This window comes from Streptomyces sp. SudanB25_2051, assembly GCF_964272635.1.
Taxonomy (GTDB): domain Bacteria; phylum Actinomycetota; class Actinomycetes; order Streptomycetales; family Streptomycetaceae; genus Streptomyces.
In genome coordinates this window covers 1900151-1922856 of sequence record NZ_OZ186787.1, presented here as the reverse complement: position 1 = coordinate 1922856, position 22706 = coordinate 1900151, and the positions used below count along the sequence as shown (strand labels likewise).

General features: G+C 71.2%; 19 protein-coding genes. 11 read left to right on the top strand and 8 right to left on the bottom strand.

The genetic code is table 11. The features are described from left to right. The first annotated feature begins 17 nt into the window (after positions 1-17). Entirely contained in the window at positions 18-968 is a 951-nt protein-coding gene (gene era, locus ACSUPT_RS08525; RefSeq protein ID WP_351967508.1) for a GTPase Era, read from the top strand. Positions 969-1004: 36 nt separating this feature from the next. On the opposite strand, the gene ACSUPT_RS08520 is transcribed toward era, so the two are convergent. Further along, positions 1005-1283 (bottom strand): protealysin inhibitor emfourin, encoded by a 279-nt coding sequence (locus ACSUPT_RS08520; protein ID WP_436943952.1) that lies wholly within the window; start codon positions 1281-1283, stop codon positions 1005-1007. A 9-nt stretch (positions 1284-1292) separates the two neighbouring features. Beyond that, positions 1293-2369: a M4 family metallopeptidase gene (locus ACSUPT_RS08515; protein ID WP_361659105.1), complete on the bottom strand. Its 1077-nt coding sequence runs from the start codon at positions 2367-2369 to the stop codon at positions 1293-1295. Between the two features lie 293 nt (positions 2370-2662). Between ACSUPT_RS08515 and leuA the strand changes: the two genes are divergently transcribed. Continuing rightward, positions 2663-4432 carry a 2-isopropylmalate synthase gene (gene leuA, locus ACSUPT_RS08510; RefSeq protein WP_436943950.1) on the top strand — a complete coding sequence of 590 codons (1770 nt, stop codon included), beginning with the start codon at positions 2663-2665 and terminating at the stop codon, positions 4430-4432. Positions 4433-4589: 157 nt separating this feature from the next. Beyond that, positions 4590-5294: a TerB family tellurite resistance protein gene (locus tag ACSUPT_RS08505; RefSeq protein ID WP_436943949.1), complete on the top strand. Its 705-nt coding sequence runs from the start codon at positions 4590-4592 to the stop codon at positions 5292-5294. 58 nt (positions 5295-5352) lie between these two features. Here the strand turns inward: ACSUPT_RS08505 and ACSUPT_RS08500 are convergent, their stop codons facing one another. Next, positions 5353-6720: an FAD-dependent oxidoreductase gene (locus ACSUPT_RS08500; protein WP_365725085.1), complete on the bottom strand. Its 1368-nt coding sequence runs from the start codon at positions 6718-6720 to the stop codon at positions 5353-5355. Between the two features lie 251 nt (positions 6721-6971). On the opposite strand from ACSUPT_RS08500, the gene recO reads away from it, so the two are divergent. Both recO and ACSUPT_RS08490 read left to right on the top strand, forming a co-directional pair. Next, on the top strand, positions 6972-7718 hold the full coding sequence (gene recO / locus ACSUPT_RS08495; RefSeq protein ID WP_351967514.1) for a DNA repair protein RecO: 747 nt from the start codon (positions 6972-6974) through the stop codon (positions 7716-7718). A gap of 50 nt (positions 7719-7768) precedes the next feature. Then, on the top strand, positions 7769-8668 hold the full coding sequence (locus ACSUPT_RS08490; protein WP_403500693.1) for an isoprenyl transferase: 900 nt from the start codon (positions 7769-7771) through the stop codon (positions 8666-8668). Between the two features lie 92 nt (positions 8669-8760). Here the strand turns inward: ACSUPT_RS08490 and ACSUPT_RS08485 are convergent, their stop codons facing one another. The 4 genes from ACSUPT_RS08485 to ACSUPT_RS08470 form a co-directional block, all read right to left on the bottom strand. Further along, on the bottom strand, positions 8761-9189 hold the full coding sequence (locus ACSUPT_RS08485) for a Fur family transcriptional regulator (protein ID WP_351967515.1): 429 nt from the start codon (positions 9187-9189) through the stop codon (positions 8761-8763). A 118-nt stretch (positions 9190-9307) separates the two neighbouring features. After that, entirely contained in the window at positions 9308-10198 is an 891-nt protein-coding gene (locus ACSUPT_RS08480) for a metal ABC transporter permease (RefSeq protein ID WP_351967516.1), read from the bottom strand. A 2-nt stretch (positions 10199-10200) separates the two neighbouring features. Further along, a complete protein-coding gene (locus ACSUPT_RS08475; RefSeq protein ID WP_351967517.1) occupies positions 10201-10965 on the bottom strand; it encodes a metal ABC transporter ATP-binding protein in 765 nt (254 codons plus the stop codon). 37 nt (positions 10966-11002) lie between these two features. After that, positions 11003-12010 carry a metal ABC transporter substrate-binding protein gene (locus ACSUPT_RS08470; protein WP_404142856.1) on the bottom strand — a complete coding sequence of 336 codons (1008 nt, stop codon included), beginning with the start codon at positions 12008-12010 and terminating at the stop codon, positions 11003-11005. A 143-nt stretch (positions 12011-12153) separates the two neighbouring features. Here ACSUPT_RS08470 and ACSUPT_RS08465 point away from each other — a divergent pair, with 143 nt between their 5' ends. From ACSUPT_RS08465 to ACSUPT_RS08445, 5 genes are all read left to right on the top strand, one after another. Continuing rightward, a complete protein-coding gene (locus tag ACSUPT_RS08465) occupies positions 12154-13536 on the top strand; it encodes a glycine--tRNA ligase (protein ID WP_351967519.1) in 1383 nt (460 codons plus the stop codon). Positions 13537-13828: 292 nt separating this feature from the next. Further along, positions 13829-14035 carry a DUF6243 family protein gene (locus ACSUPT_RS08460; RefSeq protein WP_436943945.1) on the top strand — a complete coding sequence of 69 codons (207 nt, stop codon included), beginning with the start codon at positions 13829-13831 and terminating at the stop codon, positions 14033-14035. Between the two features lie 299 nt (positions 14036-14334). Continuing rightward, the gene (gene dusB, locus ACSUPT_RS08455; RefSeq protein ID WP_351967521.1) at positions 14335-15471 is read left to right on the top strand and encodes a tRNA dihydrouridine synthase DusB; all 1137 of its coding nucleotides are present in this window, start codon (positions 14335-14337) and stop codon (positions 15469-15471) included. A 683-nt stretch (positions 15472-16154) separates the two neighbouring features. Next, positions 16155-18866 carry a pyruvate, phosphate dikinase gene (gene ppdK / locus ACSUPT_RS08450; RefSeq protein WP_351967522.1) on the top strand — a complete coding sequence of 904 codons (2712 nt, stop codon included), beginning with the start codon at positions 16155-16157 and terminating at the stop codon, positions 18864-18866. A gap of 601 nt (positions 18867-19467) precedes the next feature. Next, complete coding sequence (locus tag ACSUPT_RS08445; protein WP_351967523.1) at positions 19468-20496, top strand: ArsR/SmtB family transcription factor; 1029 nt, start codon at positions 19468-19470, stop codon at positions 20494-20496. Here ACSUPT_RS08445 and ACSUPT_RS08440 read toward each other — a convergent pair. Beyond that, positions 20466-21623: an alkaline phosphatase PhoX gene (locus tag ACSUPT_RS08440; RefSeq protein ID WP_399217152.1), complete on the bottom strand. Its 1158-nt coding sequence runs from the start codon at positions 21621-21623 to the stop codon at positions 20466-20468. The genes ACSUPT_RS08445 and ACSUPT_RS08440 overlap by 31 nt on opposite strands. A gap of 635 nt (positions 21624-22258) precedes the next feature. Between ACSUPT_RS08440 and ACSUPT_RS08435 the strand changes: the two genes are divergently transcribed. Then, positions 22259-22675 (top strand): VOC family protein, encoded by a 417-nt coding sequence (locus tag ACSUPT_RS08435; protein ID WP_351967525.1) that lies wholly within the window; start codon positions 22259-22261, stop codon positions 22673-22675. The last annotated feature ends 31 nt before the right edge of the window (positions 22676-22706 follow it).

Sequence of the window (22706 nt, the reverse complement as noted above, 5' to 3'; positions counted from 1 at the left end):
TGCCGGGATCGGGGAGAATGGCCCCCATGAGCGTTCGTAAACCAGAAACCGAAGCGACCCACCGCGCGGGCTTCGCCTGCTTCGTCGGCCGTCCCAACGCCGGCAAGTCCACCCTCACGAACGCTCTGGTCGGTCAGAAGGTGGCCATCACCTCCAACCGGCCGCAGACCACGCGGCACACCGTGCGCGGCATCGTGCACCGCCCCGACGCCCAGCTGGTGCTGGTGGACACGCCGGGCCTGCACAAGCCGCGCACGCTGCTGGGCGAGCGGCTCAACGACGTCGTCCGCACCACCTGGGCCGAGGTCGACGTGATCGGCTTCTGCCTGCCCGCCGACCAGAAGGTCGGCCCCGGCGACCGGTTCATCGCCAAGGAACTGGCGGGGATCAAGAAGACCCCGAAGATCGCGATCGTCACCAAGACCGACCTGGTCGACTCCAAGACCCTCGCCGAGCAGCTCCTCGCCGTCGACCGGCTCGGCCGGGAGCTGGGCATCGAGTGGGCCGAGATCGTCCCGGTCTCCGCCGTCGGCGACCAGCAGGTCCAGCTCCTCGCCGACCTCCTGGTGCCGCTGCTGCCCGAGGGCCCGGCGCTCTACCCGGAGGGCGACCTCACCGACGAGCCCGAGCAGGTCATGGTCGCCGAGCTGATCCGCGAGGCCGCGCTCGAAGGCGTACGGGACGAGCTGCCGCACTCCATCGCCGTGGTGGTCGAGGAGATGCTGCCGCGCGAGGACCGCCCCGCCGACAAGCCGCTGCTGGACATCCACGCCAACGTCTACATCGAGCGCCCCAGCCAGAAGGGCATCATCATCGGCCCCAAGGGCAAGCGCCTGAAGGAGGTCGGCATCAAGTCCCGCAAGCACATCGAGGCGCTGCTGGGCACCCCCGTCTTCCTCGACCTGCACGTCAAGGTCGCCAAGGACTGGCAGCGCGACCCGCGCCAGCTGCGCAAGCTCGGCTTTTGAGACGCCCGCGCGGAACCGCGGCCGGGAGGGCGCCCCTCAGGCGCCCTCCCGCAGCACACGGGAGGCGAGCTCCCGCTGCGCCTCGGTCAGATGCGGCTCCGCGCAGCGGACCGTGCGGCCGTCGACCGTGATCTCGTACGCGAAGCCGTCGGGCATCCCGCCGCGCGCCCCGCTCCCGGCCGGGGGGTCCGGGGCCGCGAGCGCCGCGGCGGCCAGCGCGTGCCAGTCCGCCGCGTCCGGCCGACAGGCCGTGTCCACCTCCGCCCGCCGCTCGATCCCCGCGAAGCCACCTGTACGCCGTACCTCGATCCGCATGGGACCCGTCTACCCCCTGGTGGGCACCCCCACCGTCGACCACGCCTTCAGCACCGCCTCGGCCTCGTCGCCGCCGTCGCCGAACCGTTCCCGCGCCGCCGCGACCGTCAGCCGGGCGAACGCCGCGAAGTCGGCCGTCTCCTTGAGCTTGCCGCCGGTCAGCACGTCGTACCAGATCCGCCCGGCCCGCTCCCAGGCGTGCCCGCCCAGCGCCGTGGCGACCAGGTAGAAGGCGTGGTTGGGGATGCCGGAGTTGATGTGCACACCGCCGTTGTCGGCGGCCGTGTCGACGTAGTCGGCCATCTTCGCGGGCTGCGGGTCCTTGCCGAGGACGTCGTCGTCGTACGCGGTGCCGGGGGCCTTCATGGAGCGCAGCGCCACGCCCTGGACCCGGTCCGACAGCAGGCCCGCGCCGATCAGCCAGTCGGCCTGGTCGGCGGTCTGGCCGAGCGCGTACTGCTTGACCAGTGAGCCGAACACGTCCGACATGGACTCGTTGAGGGCGCCGGGCTGGCTGAAGTAGGCGAGGTTCGCCGTGTACTGGGTGACGCCGTGCGCCAGTTCGTGGCCGATCACGTCGACCGCGAGGGTGAAGTCCTTGAAGATCTCGCCGTCGCCGTCGCCGAAGACCATTTGCTCGCCGTTCCAGAAGGCGTTGCCGTACTCCCGGTCGTAGTGGACCGTCGCGTCGAGCGGCAGCCCGGACCCGTCGATGGAGTCCCGTCCGTAGGCGCTCAGGAACAGCTCGAACGTGGAGCCGAGCCCGGCGTACGCGCGGTTGACGGTGGCGTCCCGCGTCGGGTCGTCGCCCTCGCCGCGGACCTTCTTGCCGGGCAGCCGCGTGCGGTTCTCCGCGTCGTAGACCGTGCGGCGCGGCTTGCCGGAGGCCGCGGGACGGTCCGGCGGTGCCGGGCGCACCCCGGTGACGGCGGTGAGGCGGCGGGCCTCGCGGTTGTTCTGGTCGGTGACGAGGGTGCGGCGGGCCGCCTCCGCGACCGCCGGATCGGCCGACCGGGAGAGCCGGTCCAGCAGGTGCGGCGGGACGATCGAGCAGAACACGGGCGTGGGGGAGTCGTATGCGCTCATGTCTGGCAATGTGGCAGTGCGTCACTACAAAGTCACTGGTTGCGACGAGGATTGACGAAAAGGAGTGATAGTTCACCGTTTGACGGTTACCGGAGCGGAATCCCGCATACTGGAACGGCACCTCTCGCCCCAGCGGTCCTGGGCTACGCTGCTGCGCATCATGCGTTTCGGGCTGCTTCTCCTTAGCTGCCGCGGCGAGGGCCTGTAGTCGTAGGCCGACCCCCTCCCCGCGGAGTCTGGTGCTGCTTCGACCCGTCGGCCGTCCCCCGCAGGACCCCGAGGAGCCCTACGCCATGTCACAGCCCGCCGCCCGCCCCGTCGGCCGCCGCACGCCGATCACCACCGCGACGCACACCCAGAAGCCGTCCGGGATGCCGATCCACAAGTACGGCCCGTACGAGGCCGTCGACCTGCCCGACCGCACCTGGCCCGACCGGCGGATCACCAAGGCGCCGCGCTGGCTGTCGACCGACCTGCGCGACGGCAACCAGGCGCTGATCGACCCGATGTCCCCGGCCCGCAAGCGCGCCATGTTCGACCTGCTCGTACGCATGGGCTACAAGGAGATCGAGGTCGGTTTCCCCTCCTCCGGCGAGACCGACTTCGCGTTCGTCCGCTCGATCATCGAGGAGGGCGCGATCCCCGAGGACGTGACGATCTCCGTGCTGACCCAGGCCCGCGAGGACCTGATCGAGCGGACCGTCGAGTCCCTGCGCGGCGCGCACAAGGCGACCGTGCACCTGTACAACGCGACGGCGCCGGTCTTCCGCCGGGTCGTCTTCCGCGGCTCCAAGGACGACATCAAGCAGATCGCCGTGGACGGCACCCGCCTGGTGATGGAGTACGCCGAGAAGATCCTCGGTGACGACACGGTCTTCGGCTACCAGTACAGCCCGGAGATCTTCACCGACACGGAGCTGGACTTCGCGCTGGAGGTCTGCGAGGGCGTCATGGACGCCTGGCAGCCCGAGGACGGGCGCGAGATCATCCTGAACCTGCCCGCGACCGTGGAGCGCTCCACGCCCTCCACCCACGCGGACCGCTTCGAGTGGATGTCGCGCAATCTGTCCCGCCGCGAGTTCGTCTGCCTGTCCGCGCACCCCCACAACGACCGGGGCACCGCCGTCGCCGCGGCCGAACTGGCCGTCATGGCCGGCGCCGACCGCGTCGAGGGCTGCCTGTTCGGGCAGGGCGAGCGCACCGGCAACGTCGACCTGGTCACCCTGGGCATGAACCTGTTCAGCCAGGGCGTCGACCCGCAGATCGACTTCTCGCAGATCGACGAGATCCGCCGGACCTCCGAGTACTGCAACCAGATGGAGGTCCACCCGCGCCACCCCTACGCGGGCGACCTGGTCTACACCGCCTTCTCCGGCTCCCACCAGGACGCCATCAAGAAGGGCTTCGACGCCATGGAGGCCGACGCGGCGGCCGCCGGCAAGACCGTCGACGAGATCGAGTGGGCCGTCCCGTACCTGCCGATCGACCCGAAGGACGTCGGCCGGTCCTACGAGGCGGTCATCCGGGTCAACTCCCAGTCCGGCAAGGGCGGCATCGCGTACGTCCTGAAGAACGACCACAAGCTGGACCTGCCGCGCCGGATGCAGATCGAGTTCTCGAAGATCATCCAGGCGAAGACCGACGCCGAGGGCGGCGAGGTCACCCCCGCCGCCATCTGGGCCGTCTTCCAGGACGAGTACCTGCCCAACCCGGACAACCCGTGGGGCCGCATCCAGCTGCGGTCCGGGCAGACCACCACCGACAAGGACGGCACGGACACGCTGACCGTCGAGGCGGTCGTCGACGGCGTCGACACCGTGCTGACCGGCTCCGGCAACGGCCCGATCTCCGCGTTCTTCGACGCGCTGAACGCCGTCGGGGTCGACGCGCGGCTGCTGGACTACCAGGAGCACACGATGAGCGAGGGCGCCTCCGCGCAGGCCGCCTCGTACATCGAATGCGCCATCGACGGCAAGGTGCTGTGGGGCATCGGCATCGACGCCAACACCACCCGCGCCTCGCTGAAGGCGGTCATCTCGGCCGTCAACCGCTCCGCCCGCTGACCCGCGCGCCCCGCGCGCACCGAACCCCGCCCGCCGCCGTGGGCGGGGTTCGGCCATGTCCTGGCGTTCTCATGACGAGGTGCTGACGGCGCATCATCGATGTGGCTAACATCACGTCAACGTCGGCAAGGTGGCCGAGGGCGTCAGGAGGTGCGACGTGCTGCCAGCGCGGGGATCACGCGGATCGAGTGGCCGGAAACTCCGCATGTGTACGGTGCACACCTCATGGCACACCATCGGCGACGGCGAGTTCTTCTGCCCCGGCTGCGGCGGCGACCGCAACTACCGGCGCCGCACCGGCCGGCGCCGCCTCACCGTCCTCGGCGTCCCCGTGCTGCCGCGCGGGGTGACCGGCCCGGTCGTCGAATGCGCCGCCTGCCACGACCGGTTCGGCACCGAGGTCCTGGACCACCCGACGACGGCCCGCTTCTCCGCCATGCTCCGCGACGCCGTCCACACGGTCGCCCTCGCGGTCCTCGCCGCCGGTGGCACCTCGTCCCCCACGGCCGTACGGACCGCCGTCCACGCCGTGCGGACCGCCGGGTACGAGGACTGCACCGGCGACAGCCTCACCGGCCTGGTGGACGCGCTCGCCGCCGACACGGGCCGCTACCTCGCCGACGTCGACGGCCCGTGCGGCGCCGCCCTCGCCATCGAACTGCACGAGGCGCTGGAGCCGCTCGCCCCGCATCTGGCGCCCGCCGGGCGGGAGTCCATCCTCCTCCAGGGCGCCCGTATCGCCCTCGCCGACGGGGCGTACATCCAGGCCGAGCGGGATGTGCTCACCACCGTCGGCACCGCCCTGCTCCTCCAGCCCGACGACACCGCCCGGCTCATGGAAGCGGCGCGCACCCCGTTCTGACCGCCCCCGCGGGGCGTCGAACGGCGGCGCGCGCCGCGTGTCCGCCTCGGGCCGGACGTCAGACCTCGACGCCGCTCGCCCGCAGCATCTCCTCGCGCTCCACGATCTTCACGCGCTCCCGGCCCTCGGCCTCGCCGCGCGCCCGCTCCGCCGCGTCCAGCCGGTACCAGCCGTCCCACGTGGTGTACGCGACGCCCTTGCCCTCGAGGAACTCCACCACGGCGTCCTCGCCCGGGGCCTCCGGCGTGTGCAGCCGGCCCTCGCGGTGGTCCTCCAGCAGATTGGCGACGGTCTCGTTGGCGTCGCCCTTGGTGTGGCCGATCAGACCGATCGGGCCGCGCCTGATCCAGCCGGTCACATAGGTGGACGCCAGGTGCTCGCCGCCCTCCACGACCCGGCCGCCCACGTCCGGGACGGTGCCCGACGCGGCGTCCCACGGCAGCTTGGGCAGCTCCTCGGAGAGGTAGCCCACCGCGCGGTACACGGCCTGGACGTCCCAGGTGGTGAACTCGCCGGTGCCCTTCACATTGCCGGTGCCGTCCAGCTCGGTGCGCTCGGTGCGCAGGCCGACGACCTTGCCGTCCTCGCCGACGATCTCGGCGGGCGACTCGAAGAAGTGCAGGAACAGCTTGTGCGGGCGGTCGCCGACATCGCGGATCGCCCAGTTCTCCAGGGTCTTGGCGACCATGTCGACCTGCTTGTTGGACCGCCGCGCCTCGATGGACCCCTGGTCGTAGTCGATGTCCTCGGGGTTGACGATGACCTCGATGCTGGGGGAGTGGTCCAGCTCGCGCAGCTCCATGGGGCTGAACTTCGCCTGCGCGGGGCCGCGGCGGCCGAAGACGTGGATCTCCAGCGCCTTGTTGGCCTTCAGGCCGTCGTAGACGTTCGGCGGTATCTCCGTCGGCAGCAGCTCGTCGGCGGTCTTGGCGAGGATGCGCGCCACGTCCAGGGCGACGTTGCCGACGCCCAGCACGGCGACCTTCTCGGCCTCCAGCGGCCAGGTGCGCGGCACGTCCGGGTGGCCGTCGTACCAGGAGACGAAGTCGGCGGCGCCGTACGAGCCGTCCAGGTCGATGCCCGGGATCTTCAGCTCGCGGTCGGCCTCGGCGCCCGTGGAGAAGATCACGGCGTCGTAGAAGGCGCGCAGATCGTCCAGGGTGATGTCGGACGGGTAGGAGACATTGCCGAAGAGGCGGATCTGCGGCTTGTCCAGGACCTGGTGAAGGGCGGTGATGATGCCCTTGATCCGCGGGTGGTCGGGAGCGACGCCGTACCGGATGAGGCCGAACGGCGCGGGCATCCGCTCGAACAGGTCGATGGAGACACCCGGGTCGTTGGCGGCCTCGGACTTCAGCAGCGCGTCGGCGGCGTAGATGCCGGCCGGGCCGGCACCGACGATCGCGACCCGCAGGGGGCGGGGCATGGCAGGTTCCCTTCGACAGTCAGCACTTCTCACCCGCCAGCCTCACCGGTACAGGGGTGGAGCGGTACCCGCTTCGAAGCTATGGCCCCATAAGGCGGGCTTATGGGAGTTCGAAGGCGGGGTTGGGGCTCGGGGCCCGGTCGGGTCGTGATCACACCTTATGGGGCGCTCCGCGCACCCCCGCGCGTGGGGTCGCCCACCCCCGCGGACGCGGGGACCGGCGGCCCGGCGCGGTGCGGGAGAATGGGGCCATGAGTCTGTTCCGGGATGACGGCGTCGTGCTGCGCACGCAGAAGCTCGGCGAGGCCGACCGGATCATCACCTTCCTCACCCGCGGCCACGGCCGCGTCCGCGCCGTCGCCCGCGGGGTGCGCCGCACCAAGTCGAAGTTCGGCGCCCGCCTGGAGCCCTTCTCCCATGTGGACGTGCAGTTCTTCGCCCGCGGCTCCGAGCTTGTCGGCCGCGGCCTGCCGCTGTGCACCCAGACCGAGACCATCGCCCCCTACGGCGGCGGCATCGTCACCGACTACGCCCGCTACACGGCCGGCACGGCCATGCTGGAGACCGCCGAGCGGTTCACCGACCACGAGGGCGAGCCGGCCGTCCAGCAGTACCTGCTGCTCATCGGCGCCCTGCGCACCCTCTCCCGCGGCGAGCACGCCCCGCATCTGATCCTCGACGCCTTCCTGCTGCGCTCCCTCGCCGTCAACGGCTACGCCCCGTCCTTCGAGGACTGCGCCCGCTGCGGCATCCACGGCCCCAACCGGTTCTTCTCGGTCGCCGCGGGCGGAGTCGTCTGCGGGGACTGCCGGGTGCCCGGCAGCGTCGTACCCTCGGCGGAGGCCGTCGGTCTGCTCAGCGCTCTGCTGACCGGCGACTGGGCGACGGCGGACGCGTGCGAGCCGCGCCACGTCAGGGAGGGGAGCGGGCTGGTGTCCGCCTATCTGCACTGGCACCTGGAGCGCGGACTGCGCTCGCTGCGCTACGTGGAGAAGTAGCTCCGCTACGTGGAGAGTCAAGAGAACTAGGAGAAGTGAGCCGCATGGCCATGGCACGACGCGGAATCCTCGGACGGTCCCGGCGCCAGTACCAGGACCCCGAGCCGCACCCGTCCGGCGCGCGCCCGCCGAAGCTGCCCGGCGAGATGGTGCCCGGGCACGTGGCGATCGTCATGGACGGCAACGGCCGCTGGGCCAAGGACCGCGGCCTGCCCCGCACCGAGGGCCACAAGGTCGGCGCCGAGCGCGTCCTCGACGTGCTCCAGGGCGCGATCGAGATGGGCGTCGGCAGCATCTCCCTGTACGCCTTCTCCACCGAGAACTGGCGGCGCTCCCCGGACGAGGTGCGCTTCCTGATGAACTTCAACCGGGACTTCATCCGCAAGACCCGCGACCAGCTCGACGCGCTCGGCATCCGGGTCCGCTGGGTCGGCCGCATGCCCAAGCTGTGGAAGTCCGTCGCCCAGGAGCTCCAGATCGCCCAGGAGCAGACCAAGGACAACGACCGGCTCACGCTGTACTTCTGCATGAACTACGGCGGCCGCGCCGAGATCGCGGACGCCGCGCAGGCCCTCGCCGAGGACGTGAAGGCCGGCCGGCTCGACCCGTCGAAGGTCACCGAGAAGACCTTCGCGAAGTACCTCTACTACCCGGACATGCCGGACGTGGACCTCTTCCTGCGGCCCAGCGGCGAGCAGCGCACCTCCAACTACCTGCTGTGGCAGAGCGCCTACGCGGAGATGGTCTTCCAGGACGTGCTGTGGCCGGACTTCGACCGCCGCGACCTGTGGCGCGCCTGCCTGGAGTACGCCCAGCGCGACCGCCGCTTCGGCGGCGCGGTGCCGAACGAGCAGCTCCTCGCGATGGAGGCGGCGATGCGGGGCACCGAGACCTCCCCGGCGGCGCCCGCGGGCCCGGAGGCGTCCGAGACCTCCGGCGTCGCGGGCTGACCCCGGCAGAGCGCACGCGAAGGGCGCGGCCCCCGGGGGAGCCGCGCCCTCTCGTCCACCTCGTCTACGCGCTCACGGCGCCGGCCGGCCGGTCAGTCACCGGTCCGGTCCGCCGAGGCCGCGCACTCCGCGCACGTGCCGAAGATCTCGACCGTGTGCGCCACGTTCACGAAGCCGTGCTCCGCGGCGACCGACTCGGCCCACTCCTCGACGGCCGGGCCCTCCACCTCGACGGCCTTGCCGCAGCCGCGGCACACCAGGTGGTGGTGGTGCTCGCCGGTGGAGCAGCGGCGGTAGACGGCCTCGCCGTCGCTGGTGCGCAGCACGTCGACCTCGCCGGCGTCGGCCAGCGACTGCAGCGTGCGGTACACCGTCGTGAGGCCGACGGAGTCCCCCCGGTGCTTGAGCATGTCGTGCAGCTCCTGCGCGCTGCGGAACTCGTCCACCTCGTTCAGTGCCGCCGCGACGGCGGCGCGCTGCCGGGTCGACCGTGCGCGTACGCCGGGTCCTGCCGTCGCCACAGGTGCCTCCTTGCCCTCGGCCCGCTCACTCGTACGTCAATGCGTCCGCTTACGTCGGGCCATTCTGCCAGGCCCCGCGACGGGGCCCCGCAGTCGTCTTGCCGTCACGCGGCCGGAATCAGACCTTGACGTCGTCCGCCGCCCCGGCCGGCGGCCGCACACCGGTGTGCGCCTCACCGGCCGCCCGCGCCGCCCGTGCCCGCCGCCTGGCCAGCGGCGAGGCCAGCGCGGCGAAGACCACGAACACGGCGATGGCCAGCAGCACGATCGTCGCGCCCGGCGGGACGTCCTGGTAGTACGTGGTGACCGTGCCGGCCAGCGACACGGCCGTACCGATGAGCACCGCCACCGCGAACGTGGCGCGGAAGCTCCGCGTCAGCTGCTGCGCCGCCGCGACCGGCACCACCATCAGGGCGCTGACCAGCAGCAGCCCGACGACGCGCATGGCGACCGTCACGGTGACCGCCGCGGTCACGGCGACCAGCAGGTTCAGCGCCCGCACCGGCAGGCCCGTCACGCGCGCGAACTCCTCGTCCTGGCTGACGGCGAACAGCTGGCGGCGCAGCCCCAGCGACACCGCCATCACGAACGCGGCGAGCACGCAGATGGCGACGACGTCCTCCTGGGACACGGTCGCCAGCGAGCCGAAGAGATAGCTGACCAGGTTCGCGTTGGAGCCCTCCGGGGAGAGGCTGGTCAGCAGCACGCCGCCGGCCATGCCGCCGTAGAAGAGCAGGGCGAGCGCGATGTCGCCGCGCGTCCGCCCGTACATGCGGATCAGCTCCATCAGCACCGCGCCCGCGATCGAGACGGCGCCCGCGACCCACACGGGGTTGGCCGACATCAGGAAGCCGAGGCCGACACCGGTCATGGCGACATGGCCGATTCCGTCGCCCATCAGGGCCTGCCGCCGCTGCACCAGGTGGATGCCGACGGCGGGCGCGGTGATGCCGACCAGGACGGCGGCGAGAAGCGCCCGCTGCATGAACGCGTGGTCGAGGATTTCCATGGTCAGGTCAGCAGTCCCGTGCGGAGCGGCTCGTCGGCCGCGTGCGGATGTACGTGGTCGTGGCCGGGCAGCGCGTGCTGGCCCACGGCCTCCGGCGGCGGCCCATCGTGGACGACGCACCCGTCGCGCAGGACGACCGCGCGGTCGATGAGCGGCTCCAGCGGGCCCAGCTCGTGCAGGACGAGCAGCACCGTCGTGCCGCTCGCCACCTGCTCGCGCAGGGTCGCCGCCAGCACCTCCTGGCTGGCCAGGTCGACGCCGGCCATCGGCTCGTCCATGATCAGCAGCTCGGGTTCGGAGGCGAGGGCGCGGGCGATCAGCACCCGCTGGTGCTGGCCGCCGGAGAGCGCCCACACCGAGTCCTTCGCCCGGTCCGCGAGCCCCACCAGTTCGATGGCCCGGTCGACGGCGGCCCGGTCCGCCCGGGACGGCCAGCGCAGCTTCGCGCGCGAGAGGCGGCCCGAGGAGACGACCTCGCGGACCGTGGCGGGCACGCCGCTGGCGGCGGTGGTGCGCTGCGGTACGTACCCCACGCGCGCCCAGTCGCGGAAGCGGCGCAGTTCGGTGCCGAACAGGGCGACCGAGCCGCCGGTCAGCGGCACCTGGCCGATGACCGAGCGGACGGCGGTGGACTTGCCGGAGCCGTTGGCGCCGAGCAGGGCGACGACCTCGCCCCGGTGGACGGTGAAGTCGATGCCGCGCAGCACGGGGCGGGAGCCGAGCGTGGCCGTGGCCGCCCGGACGGAGATGACGGGCTCGCTGCTCACCGGGCCTCCAGGGGGTGTGCGTACGGGGAAGGGCGGGTCACTTCGCGCCGAGCGCCTTCTGCAGGGCGGTCAGGTTGGCGCGCATGACCTCCAGGTAGTCAGCGCCCTTGGACCGGTCGGTGATTCCCTCCAGCGGGTCGAGGACGTCGGTCTTGAGGCCGGTGTCCTTCGCGAGGGTCCTGGCCGTGCGGTCGCTGGCGAGCGTCTCGAAGAAGACGGTGGTGACCTTCTCCTTCTTCGCGATCTGCTGGAGCTCCTTGACGCGGGCGGGGCTCGGCTCCGACTCGGGGTCGAGGCCGGCGATGCCCTCCTGGTCGAGGCCGTAGCGCTCGGCGAGGTAGCCGAAGGCGGAGTGGGTGGTGATGAAGGTGCGCGTGGTGGTGTTCTTCAGGCCCTCGCGGAAGGAGGTGTCCAGGGCGCCGAGCTTCTTCACCAGCTCGTCGGTGTTCTTCTCGTACGTCGCCGCGTTGTCCGGGTCGGCCTTGGCGAGGCGGTCGCCGACGCCCTTGGCGACCTCCGCGTACTTCACGGGGTCGAGCCAGATGTGCGGGTCGCCGCCGGCCTCGGAGTGGTCGTGCTCGTGGCCGCCCTCGTGCGTCTCGCCCTCGTGGGCCTCGTCGGTGTGGGCCTCGCCCTCGTGGGCGGAGTGGTCCTCGCTCGTGCCGTGGGTCTCGAGAGTGGTGAGGGTGGCCGCGTCGACGGCGTTCTTCACGCCGGACTGCTTGACCGCCTCGTCGACGGCGGGCTGGAGGCCCTTGAGGTAGAGGATGAAGCCCGCGTCCTGGAGGCCGGCTATCTGGCGCGGCTTGAGTTCCAGGTCGTGCGGCTCGACTCCGGGACGGGTCAGCGTGGTCACGGAGACTTTGTCGCCGCCGATCTGTTCGGCGAGGAACTGCATCGGGTAGAACGACGCCACAACGTCCAGTTTGCCGTCTTTGTTCTTCTCCGCGCCCCCGGAGGAACCGGAGCAGGCGGAGAGCGTGACCAGGCCGAGGACAGCGGCACCGGCGACGGCGGTGGTGGATATGGAGCGTCGTACGTTCATGACACTCATTTTCAACTTTTCTGGAAACGATTGTCAACAAAGGGGCCAAGTGGCCCCCGCCACCCACCGATTTGATCCCGAGGCCGCGCCCGCCGCTAATCTGAGGCATTCGCCGTTCGTCACCGTCGTATGAAGAGAGCACCGTGGCCGCCGACAAGATCGACACCATCGTCAGCCTGAGCAAGCGCCGTGGCTTCGTCTACCCCTGCAGCGAGATCTACGGCGGCCAGCGCGCCGCCTGGGACTACGGGCCGCTCGGCGTGGAGCTGAAGGAGAACATCAAGCGCCAGTGGTGGCGCTACATGGTCACGGCCCGCGAGGACGTCGTCGGCCTCGACTCCTCGGTCATCCTCGCCTCCGAGGTCTGGGAGGCGTCCGGCCACGTCGCGACCTTCACCGACCCGCTCACCGAGTGCACCTCCTGCCACAAGCGCTTCCGCGCCGACCACCTGGAGGAGGCGTACGAGGAGAAGAAGGGCCGCGCCCCCGAGAACGGCCTGGCCGACATCAACTGCCCCAACTGCGGCACCAAGGGCCAGTTCACCGAGCCCAAGCAGTTCTCCGGCCTGCTCTCCACGCACCTCGGCCCCACCCAGGACTCCGGCTCGGTCGCCTACCTGCGCCCCGAGACCGCCCAGGGCATCTTCACCAACTTCTCCCAGGTCCTGCAGACCTCCCGGAAGAAGCCGCCCTTCGGCATCGCGCAGATGGGCAAGTCCTTCCGCAACGAGATCACGCCGGGCAACTTCATCTTCCGCACCCGCGAGTTCGAGCAGATGGAGATGGAGTTCTTCGTCAAGCCGGGCGAGGACGAGCAGTGGCAGGAGTACTGGATGGAGCAGCGCTGGAACTGGTACACCGGCCTGGGCCTGCGCGAGGAGAACATGCGCTGGTACGAGCACCCCAAGGAGAAGCTCTCCCACTACTCCAAGCGCACCGCCGACATCGAGTACCGCTTCCAGTTCGGCGGCAGCGAGTGGGGCGAGCTGGAGGGTGTCGCCAACCGCACCGACTACGACCTGAGCGCGCACTCCCGCGCCTCCGGCGCCGACCTGACGTTCTTCGACCAGGAGGCCGGCGAGCGCTGGACGCCGTACGTCATCGAGCCGGCCGCCGGTGTGGGCCGCACCATGCTGGCGTTCCTGCTCGACGCGTACGTCGAGGACGAGGCGCCCAACGCCAAGGGCAAGATGGAGAAGCGCACGGTGCTGCGGCTCGACCCGCGCCTCGCGCCGGTCAAGGTCGCCGTGCTGCCGCTCTCCCGCAACCCGGAGCTGTCCCCGAAGGCCAAGGGCCTCGCCGCGGACCTCCGCCAGAACTGGAACATCGAGTTCGACGACGCGGGCGCGATCGGCCGCCGCTACCGCCGCCAGGACGAGATCGGCACGCCGTACTGCGTCACGGTCGACTTCGACACGCTCGAGGACAACGCGGTGACGGTGCGCGAGCGCGACTCGATGAAGCAGGAGCGCGTCTCCCTGGACCAGATCCAGGGCTACCTGGCCTCCCGCCTGATCGGCTGCTGACCACCGCTGCCGCCTCCGGCACGGCACACGTCTGAACGAAGCCCCCGGCTCCCTCATCGGGACCGGGGGCTTCGCGTGTCCCGCGCGGAGGGGCTTGTGGGGGCGGGCAGGTGTCCCGCGTGGCGGGGAAATTGGTGTGCCGGGGCGCCGCGCGGCCGGTACGGTCGTACCCATGTCTTCTTTCCTCCCGATCTACGAGTGAGAGCGCGGCGCCGGCGCGGGCCCGGCAGCCCGACGACCGCGGCGCCCCACCAGACCACCCGGACCACTTCTCACCCCTGAGGGAGACCCCATGGCCAAGAGCCGCAACAACCTGCTCGGAGTCGGCGGACAGCGCAAGAAGCTGTCCCGTCTGGAGCGGCAGGGCACCGCGCCGCGCGGTGGCGGGAGCGCGGCGGGCGCGGAGACGGCGAAGCAGGAGCTGCTGCGCAAGATGCGCGAACGCACCCAGTCCTCGTCCCCGTCCCAGTCCCCGTCCCAGTCCCAGTCGGAGGACTGAGCCCGTGGCCGGTGCGGGCCACGGCATCCGCCCGGGCCCGCACCGTCTCGGGGGCTCCGCCCCCAACGACCCGTAGTGCCCGCGCCGGGGGCCGTCACATGACCGCCCCCGCGCCCCGGGGCCCGGCCGCCACCCGGCAGCCGGGCCCTTCGCCGTACCCGCCACCGGCAACACCTCCCCGGCGGGGCCGCCGCCTGCCGCTGTGCCCACAACGGGGGCGGGCCTGTTTTCTCGGGGCTGCGGGTCCGGGGATGTCCGGGGCGGGCGGGGTGGTGCGGGCGTACGGGACAATGGACGGCATGACCGCGTTCAGCCCCCTGTCCATCGGCCCGCACACCGTGCAGCCCCCGGTGGTCCTCGCCCCCATGGCCGGTATCACCAACGCTCCCTTCCGCACCCTCTGCCGGGAGTTCTCCGGCGGCAAGGGCCTGTTCGTGAGCGAGATGATCACGACGAGGGCGCTGGTCGAGCGCAACGAGAAGACCATGCAGCTCATCCACTTCGACGAGACCGAGACCCCCCGCTCGATCCAGCTGTACGGAGTGGACCCCGTCACCGTCGGCAAGGCCGTCCGCATGATCGTGGACGAGGACCTCGCCGACCACATCGACCTGAACTTCGGCTGCCCCGTCCCCAAGGTCACCCGCAAGGGCGGCGGCTCCGCCCTGCCGTACAAGCGGCCGCTGCTCCGGGCGATCCTCCACGAGGCGGTGTCCAACGCCGGGGACCTGCCCGTCACCATGAAGATGCGCAAGGGCATCGACGACGACCACATCACGTACCTCGACGCCGGGCGCATCGCCGTCGAGGAGGGCGTCACGGCCATCGCCCTGCACGGCCGCACCGCCGCCCAGCACTACGGCGGCACCGCCGACTGGGACGCCATCGCCCGGCTGAAGGAGCACGTCCCGGAGATACCGGTACTCGGCAACGGCGACATCTGGAGCGCGGACGACGCGCTGCGCATGATGCGCGAGACCGGCTGCGACGGCGTGGTCGTGGGCCGCGGCTGCCTCGGCCGCCCGTGGCTGTTCGGCGACCTGGTCGCCGCCTTCGAGGGCACGGGCACCGCCGCGGCGCCGACCCTGCGCGAGGTCGCCGACACGATGGTGCGCCACGCCCGGCTGCTCGGCGAGTGGATCGGTGACGAGGCACGGGGTGTCATCGACTTCCGCAAGCACGTCGCCTGGTACCTGAAGGGCTTCTCCGTCGGCTCCGAGATGCGCAAGCGACTGGCGGTCACCTCGTCGCTGGACGAGCTGAGGGCCGGGCTCGACGAACTGGACCTCGACCAGCCCTGGCCGGCGGGCGCGGACGGCCCGCGCGGCCGCACGTCCGGCAACAACCGGGTCGTCCTGCCCGACGGCTGGCTGAAGAACCCGTGGGACTGCTCCGCCCTGAGCGAGGACGCCGAACTGGACACCTCCGGCGGCTGACCGGACGCATGGCGCGTGGCCCGCTTCCACACGGAAGCGGGCCACAGTACGTTCGGCGGGCCCTTGGCGTTCGGGGGAGCCGCCTGCCGGTCCGGCGCCGTCACGGACGTCCGGCCACCGGGCGCCCGCCGGTCGCCGCGCGGTGCCGCCACGCCCTGCGCTGATGGGTGCGCCGCGCCTCCCGAACACCTCGACGGCGGCGTGCCGCGACGCTCCGGCTGGGGCCCCGACGCGTACCCCGGTGGCCGCGCCGCGCGGCGGTTTCCGTGCGTCCGTCGACTGACCTTCTGGTGGACGGAAGGCGTCCGGATCGTGGACTTCCGGACGGGCGCAGGGCGTGATTCTCGCCACCCCTGATCGCCTGCATGCTCAGATGAGCGTGTTACGGGTGACTGTACTTCTCAAAGGATGGCACTCAGTGCCACTCCTTCTGCCTTCAAGAAGTGAAGTCAAGTGTGCGCACCACACGCTCACATGAGCGGTTCTTGGGGTGTTTTTGACCATGCCGCTTCAAGGCGTGAACCGTTTCCCGTCCTCGGAGCAACCGCGCCGTAACTTTCGATCTGCTGGCGGACGGGTGGATAAGGCCGTACGACGGGTAGGCGTACCTCCCCAGACGCCTTCGATCTGGGTATGTTCCTCGCCGTCAGGGCAGCCACGTCGTCCTCGAGGAGTCGAGACCCGTGTCGGAAAACAAAGACCAGAAGTTCGTGTACGACTTCACCGAGGGCAACAAGGACCTCAAGGACCTTCTCGGTGGCAAGGGCGCGAACCTCGCCGAGATGACCAACCTCGGTCTCCCGGTGCCTCCGGGCTTCACCATCACCACCGAAGCGTGCAAGGTCTACCTGGAGAGCGGCGCCGAACCGCCGGCGCTCCGGGACGAGGTGAGCGCTCACCTCGACGCGCTCGAGCGGAAGATGGGCAAGAAGCTCGGCCAGGCCGACAACCCGCTCCTCGTCTCCGTCCGTTCCGGCGCCAAGTTCTCCATGCCCGGCATGATGGACACGGTCCTCAACATCGGCCTGTCCGACACCTCCGTCGAGGGCCTCGCCCAGCAGTCCGGCGACGAGCGCTTCGCGTGGGACTCCTACCGGCGCCTCATCCAGATGTTCGGCAAGACCGTCCTCGGCGTCGACGGCGACCTCTTCGAGGAGGCGCTCGACGAGGCGAAGAAGGCCAAGAAGGTCACGGTCGACACCGACCTGGAGGCCTCGGACCTCAAGAAGCTGGTCAAGCAGTTCAAGAAGATCGTCAAGGCCGAGGCCGGGCGCGAGTTCCCGCAGGACCCGCGCGAGCAGATGGACCTCGCCATCAAGGCCGTCTTCGACTCCTGGAACGGCGACCGCGCCAAGCTGTACCGCCGCCAGGAGCGCATCCCGCACGACCTGGGCACCGCGGTCAACGTCTGCTCCATGGTCTTCGGCAACCTCGGCCCCGACTCCGGCACCGGCGTCGCCTTCACCCGCGACCCCGCCTCCGGCCACCAGGGCGTCTACGGCGACTACCTGCAGAACGCGCAGGGCGAGGACGTCGTCGCCGGCATCCGCAACACCGTGCCGCTCGCCGACCTGGAGTCGATCGACAAGAAGTCGTACGACCAGCTCATGGGCATCATGGAGACCCTGGAGAACCACTACAGGGACCTCTGCGACATCGAGTTCACCATCGAGCGCGGCCAGCTGTGGATGCTCCAGACCCGCGTCGGCAAGCGCACCGCCGCCGCCGCGTTCCGCATCGCCACGCAGCTCGTCGACCAGGGCCTCATCGACGAGGCCGAGGCCCTCCAGCGGGTCAACGGCGCGCAGCTCGCCCAGCTGATGTTCCCGCGCTTCGACGAGAGCGCCAAGGTCGAGCAGATCGGCCGGGGCATCGCCGCGTCGCCGGGTGCCGCCGTCGGCAAGGCAGTCTTCGACTCGTACACCGCCGTCAAGTGGTCCCGCTCCGGCGAGAAGGTCATCCTCATCCGCCGCGAGACCAACCCGGACGACCTGGACGGCATGATCGCCGCCGAGGGCATCCTCACCTCGCGCGGCGGCAAGACCTCCCACGCCGCCGTCGTCGCCCGCGGCATGGGCAAGACCTGTGTCTGCGGCGCCGAGGAGCTCGAGGTCGACACCAAGCGCCGCCGGATGACCGTCCCCGGCGGGCACGTCGTCGAGGAGGGCGACGTCGTCTCCATCGACGGCTCCACCGGCAAGGTGTACCTGGGCGAGGTACCGGTCGTGCCGTCGCCGGTCGTGGAGTACTTCGAGGGCCGGATGCACGCCGGCGCCGACGACGCCGACGAACTGGTCCAGGCCGTCCACCGGATCATGGCGTACGCCGACCGCGTCCGCCGGCTGCGGGTCCGCGCCAACGCCGACAACGCCGAGGACGCCGCGCGCGCCCGCCGCTTCGGCGCCCAGGGCATCGGCCTGTGCCGCACCGAGCACATGTTCCTCGGCGACCGCCGCCAGTACGTCGAGCGGCTGATCCTCGCCGACACGGACGCCGAGCGCGAGGACGCCCTCAAGGCGCTGCTCCCGCTCCAGCAGGGCGACTTCGTGGAGCTGTTCGAGGCGATGGACGGGCTGCCCGTCACCGTACGGCTGCTCGACCCGCCGCTGCACGAGTTCCTGCCCGACATCACCGAGCTGTCGGTGCGCGTCGCCCTCGCCGAGGCCCGCAAGGAGCCCCACGAGAACGAGCTGCGCCTCCTCCAGGCCGTGCACCGGCTGCACGAGCAGAACCCGATGCTGGGTCTGCGCGGCGTCCGCCTCGGCCTGGTCATCCCCGGCCTGTTCACCATGCAGGTGCGGGCCATCGCGGAGGCCGCCGCCCAGCGCATCGAGGCCAAGGGCGACCCGCGCGCCGAGATCATGATCCCGCTGGTCGGCACCGTGCAGGAGCTGGAGCTCGTCCGCGACGAGGCCGAGCAGGTCATCGCCGAGGTCGAGCAGCGCACCGGCGTCGAGCTGAAGCTGGCGCTCGGCACGATGATCGAGCTGCCGCGCGCCGCCGTCACGGCCGGCCAGATCGCGGAGTGCGCCGAGTTCTTCTCCTTCGGCACGAACGACCTCACACAGACCGTCTGGGGCTTCTCCCGCGACGACGTGGAGGCCAGCTTCTTCACCGCGTACCTGGAGAAGGGCATCTTCGGGGTGTCGCCGTTCGAGACGATCGACAAGGACGGCGTCGGCGCCCTGGTGCGCAGCGCCGTGGAGTCCGGCCGGGCCACCCGCCCCGACATCAAGCTCGGCGTGTGCGGTGAGCACGGCGGCGACCCGGAGTCGGTGCACTTCTTCCACGAGGTGGGCCTCGACTACGTCTCCTGCTCGCCGTTCCGCATCCCGGTCGCCCGCCTGGAGGCCGGCCGGGCCGCGGCCCAGTCGGCCGGCAGCGACAGCCGCTGACCCACCCGGTACCGCCGCGGCGCCCCCGCGGCGGTACCCCACGGGCACCGGAGCCGCCGTCTGTCACCCGACCCTCACCGATCGGCGGCGGCTCCGGGTCACCACAGAGAGACGGGGCGGACACCTTTGTGCGGAGGTGTCCGCCCCGTCCTCGTTGCTGTGGATCTTCTCCGCTTCGCTCCGTACCTCCCGGCGCAGAAAGCGCGTTCCTGTTGAATTGCGGCCGGTTGAATTCCGTTCCAGTTGAAGAGCGGACTTTTAGCGGAGATGGACATCGCGTCAATTCCGGGCCTACGCCGCGGGAACAAACGGGCGGAGCGCGGCCACCGGATCCCCACCCGCCGACCGCGCCCCATTACCCCTGCCAGACAGGAGAGCCGCAACCTTTCAGTCCCGCCGCCGGGCGTGAGAAGCCCCCCACGGTCTTCGGACACGCCACCTCGGTCCTGAAGGTTTCCCGTCTGACGGCGTACAGCTTTTCGGTTCCCGGCCGTCGCCCGCGACGCTTTTCAAGTGTGGCTGAAATGCCATGGTAACAACCTGTGATGGCATGCATACTCCTCGGTGGGGGGTGATTGCGCATGCAACAGGTGGGGGTTCAGTGCTTCGTATACATTTCACCGGTGCCGATCTCGCCGGGGTCCGGATGGCGGCCCGGCCGGACGCGCTCTGGGAAACCATTCTCAGCTTTCACCGTTTGCGGGACAGGCGAGGCGCTCTCGTCTACGGGGAATGGCGCTCCGAAACGCGGACACGGTTGAACGGTGAAACGAGGCTCCTCGGCGCGCTCGTTCCGGCGCGGGGCTATTTCCCGGACTTCCTGACCCCGCCGGAGGGACTTCAGGGCCTTGACACCGCCCTGGAGGCCGTACGGGCCACTGCGCCGGCCCGCGTCCACGCGGAGCTGTCCGTGCTCGCCTCCGAGCGCCCGTCCGCCGCGCCGCTGCCGTCGTGGACGCAGGCGCTCGCCGAGGGGCGCGCCGAGCCGTTCAGCCGCCTCCTGGGTGCCCTGCGCGGCTACCACCGGGCGGCCGTCGAGCCGTACTGGACGTACATCCAGGCGCGGGTGGAGGCGGACCGGGCGGTGCGCGGCCGGGCGCTGCTGGACGGCGGCGCCGAGGAGCTGCTGGCGTCCCTGCCGCCGATGCTGCGCTGGCGCGCGCCCGTGCTGGAGGCCGACTACCCCGTCGACCGGGACGTGCGGCTCGACGGGCGCGGCCTGCTGCTCCAGCCGTCGTACTTCTGCCGGGGCTCGGCCGTCATGTACCGCGACCCCGCGCTGCCGCCGGTGCTCGTCTACCCGGTCACGCACACGGACGCCCCCGCGGCGGCCGGGGAGCCGGGCGGGGCGCCGCTGGGCCGGCTGGTCGGCCGCACCCGCTCGGCCGTCCTCAAGGCCATCGGGGAGGGCGGCACCACCAGTGAGCTGGCCCGCCGCGCCGGGGTGTCCCTCGCGTCGGCGAGCCAGCACGCCGGGGTGCTGCGCGACGCGGGCCTGGTGGTGACCCTGCGCCAGGGCAGCTCCGTGCTGCACACCCTGACGCCGCTGGGTGCCGCCCTGCTGCACGGCGGCACCCAGCCCGTCCGGGAGAGCCGCCGCTACGCGCGGAACGGCCCCGTCACCTCGTAGGTGATGCCGCCGGACGAACTGCCCGTCGTGCCGCGCTGGCTGGAGAAGTACAGCCGCCGCCCGTCGGGCGAGAACGCCGGGCCGCAGATCTCCGAGCCGGACTGGTTCAGGATCCGCACGAACGGCGCGACCACGTCGTCCGGGGTGATCACGCAGATCTCCATGTTGCCGCCGTCCTCGGCGACGTACAGGTCGCCCGAGGACGCCCCGGTGATGTTGTCGACGCCGGTCAGCGGGGCGGTGCCGGAGACGAGCGAGTCGTCGTAGGCCAGCTCGTAGGTGCTCGACGCCAGGTTGAGCCGCCACACGCGGCCGTCGCCCTTGGTGGTGAACCACACCGTGTCGCCGGCGTAGTGGCAGCCCTCGCCGCCGTTGAACCGCTTGGCGCCCGACACCTGGTTGCGGGTGGCGGTGGGGGAGCCGTCCGGGTCCGGGACCGTGGCCCAGGTGAACGTGCCGGAGGTCGCCGTGCCGGCCTTCAGCACCTGGAGGGTGCCCGCCGACAGGTCGCCCCAGGTGTTGGGGACGAACCGGTAGAAGCAGCCGTCCGACGCGTCCTCCGTCAGGTACACGACCTTGCGGACCGGGTCGGCCGCGGCGGCCTCGTGGTTGAAGCGGCCCATCGCGGCGCGGCGGACGGCGGCCTTCACGCCCCACGGGTCGGTCTCGTACACGTACCCCGTGCTGACCTCCTCGCAGGAGAGCCAGGTGTTCCACGGGGTGGCGCCGCCCGCGCAGTTGCGGTTGGTGTTGGAGAGGATGCGGTACGCGCTCGTGATGTTGCCCGAGCCGTCGAAGCGGATGGCGCTCGCGCCGCCCGTGCTGGAGATCTCGGAGTTGGAGACGTAGATCCACCCCGTCCCGTCGGCGAAGCAGGCACCGCCGTCCGGGGCGGCGTGCCAGACGTACGAGGTGCCGCCGACGCGCTGCCCGGTCCGGGCGACGACCCGGCTGGTGAAGCCGGCCGGGAGCTGCAGGCCGTTCGCGTCCGCGGCGCCGAGCGCTCCGTACGGGCCGGCGCCGGGCTGGGCGGGGGCGGCGTAGGCGGCGCCGCGCATCAACGTGTAGCCGAACGCGGCGGCCGCACCGCCGGCGACCGCTCCACGCAGGAAACTCCGACGTTCCACTTCATCACTCCACTGGGGTCGTGACCGCCCCGCGCGCCGGACGGCGGCGGGGTCGCGCGCTGACGGAACCTAGAACCCAGGGATTGACGGTGCATCAACAACCGGTGAAGGGGAAGCAGCGGGGGCCGGTCGGCTGCGCGGGGTTGTCCGGCCGGGGCGCGGGCCCTCGACGCGCGTGGTGTACTCGCGGCTCCGATGCGGGGCCCGGACGATGCCGTGCGGGGCGCGCTGCTGCTGCCGCTGCGGGCCGCGCGATGTTCTGTGGGCGGTCGTCCGCACCGCTGTAGGCAGCTGGTCCGCCCAGGGGGCGGAACGGGTGGGCACAGCGGACCTGGCGGGAGCCGCTTCCAGCGCCTGGCGCACCAGTGGGCAGCCTCCTGGGCGGGGCACCCCGTTGTGCCCACCCGTTCCGCCCCGCGGAACGACTGCCCACAACGGGGCGGGGCCGCTTCCTGCGCCTGGTGTACGCGGGGCGGCCGCCGGGGCGGGGCCTGGTTCGGTGCTGGTGCCACGGGGACGCCTCCGGCCGGGGCGCCCCTCCCTGGGGGAAGATTGTTCGGGTGGGGGCGATGAGTTTTGGTGGGGGGCCCGGTCTACCCCCTCGTAACGGACCGACCGGATGGAGAGACCCCGCCATGGAACAGATGATCTTCGTGAACCTGCCCGTCAAGGACCTCGACCGGGCCAAGGCCTTCTGGACCGAGCTCGGCTACTCCTTCAACCCGCAGTTCACCGACGAGAAGGCCGCCTGCCTGGTCTTCAGCGACACCATCTTCGCGATGCTGATCACCGAGCCGTTCTTCAAGGAGTTCACGAAGAAGGACATCACCGACGCGTCCTCCTCCACGGAGGCGATCATCGCGCTCAGCGCCGGGAGCCGCGACGAGGTGGACCGGCTCGTGGACAAGGCGCTGGCCGCCGGCGGATCCCCGGCCATCGACCCGGTGGAGTACGGCGACGCCATGTACAGCCGCTCCTTCCAGGACCCCGACCACCACAACTGGGAGGTCGTGTGGATGGACGTCGAGAAGATGACCGGGCAGCAGGGCTGAGCCCGCGTACGGCGGAGGGGACCGTCCCCGT

Excerpts from the sequence above, each read along its gene's own strand:
- dusB (WP_351967521.1), top strand. The coding sequence starts at position 14,335 with ATGACCGCGTTCAGCCCCCTGTCCATCGGCCCGCACACCGTGCAGCCC.
- leuA (WP_436943950.1), top strand. The coding sequence starts at position 2,663 with ATGTCACAGCCCGCCGCCCGCCCCGTCGGCCGCCGCACGCCGATCACC.
- ACSUPT_RS08460 (WP_436943945.1), top strand. The coding sequence starts at position 13,829 with ATGGCCAAGAGCCGCAACAACCTGCTCGGAGTCGGCGGACAGCGCAAG.
- ACSUPT_RS08515 (WP_361659105.1), bottom strand. The coding sequence starts at position 2,369 with ATGAGCGCATACGACTCCCCCACGCCCGTGTTCTGCTCGATCGTCCCG.
- ACSUPT_RS08480 (WP_351967516.1), bottom strand. The coding sequence starts at position 10,198 with ATGGAAATCCTCGACCACGCGTTCATGCAGCGGGCGCTTCTCGCCGCC.
- recO (WP_351967514.1), top strand. The coding sequence starts at position 6,972 with ATGAGTCTGTTCCGGGATGACGGCGTCGTGCTGCGCACGCAGAAGCTC.
- era (WP_351967508.1), top strand. The coding sequence starts at position 18 with ATGGCCCCCATGAGCGTTCGTAAACCAGAAACCGAAGCGACCCACCGC.
- ACSUPT_RS08500 (WP_365725085.1), bottom strand. The coding sequence starts at position 6,720 with ATGCCCCGCCCCCTGCGGGTCGCGATCGTCGGTGCCGGCCCGGCCGGC.
- ACSUPT_RS08490 (WP_403500693.1), top strand. The coding sequence starts at position 7,769 with ATGGCACGACGCGGAATCCTCGGACGGTCCCGGCGCCAGTACCAGGAC.
- ACSUPT_RS08520 (WP_436943952.1), bottom strand. The coding sequence starts at position 1,283 with ATGCGGATCGAGGTACGGCGTACAGGTGGCTTCGCGGGGATCGAGCGG.
- ACSUPT_RS08470 (WP_404142856.1), bottom strand. The coding sequence starts at position 12,010 with ATGAACGTACGACGCTCCATATCCACCACCGCCGTCGCCGGTGCCGCT.
- ACSUPT_RS08435 (WP_351967525.1), top strand. The coding sequence starts at position 22,259 with ATGGAACAGATGATCTTCGTGAACCTGCCCGTCAAGGACCTCGACCGG.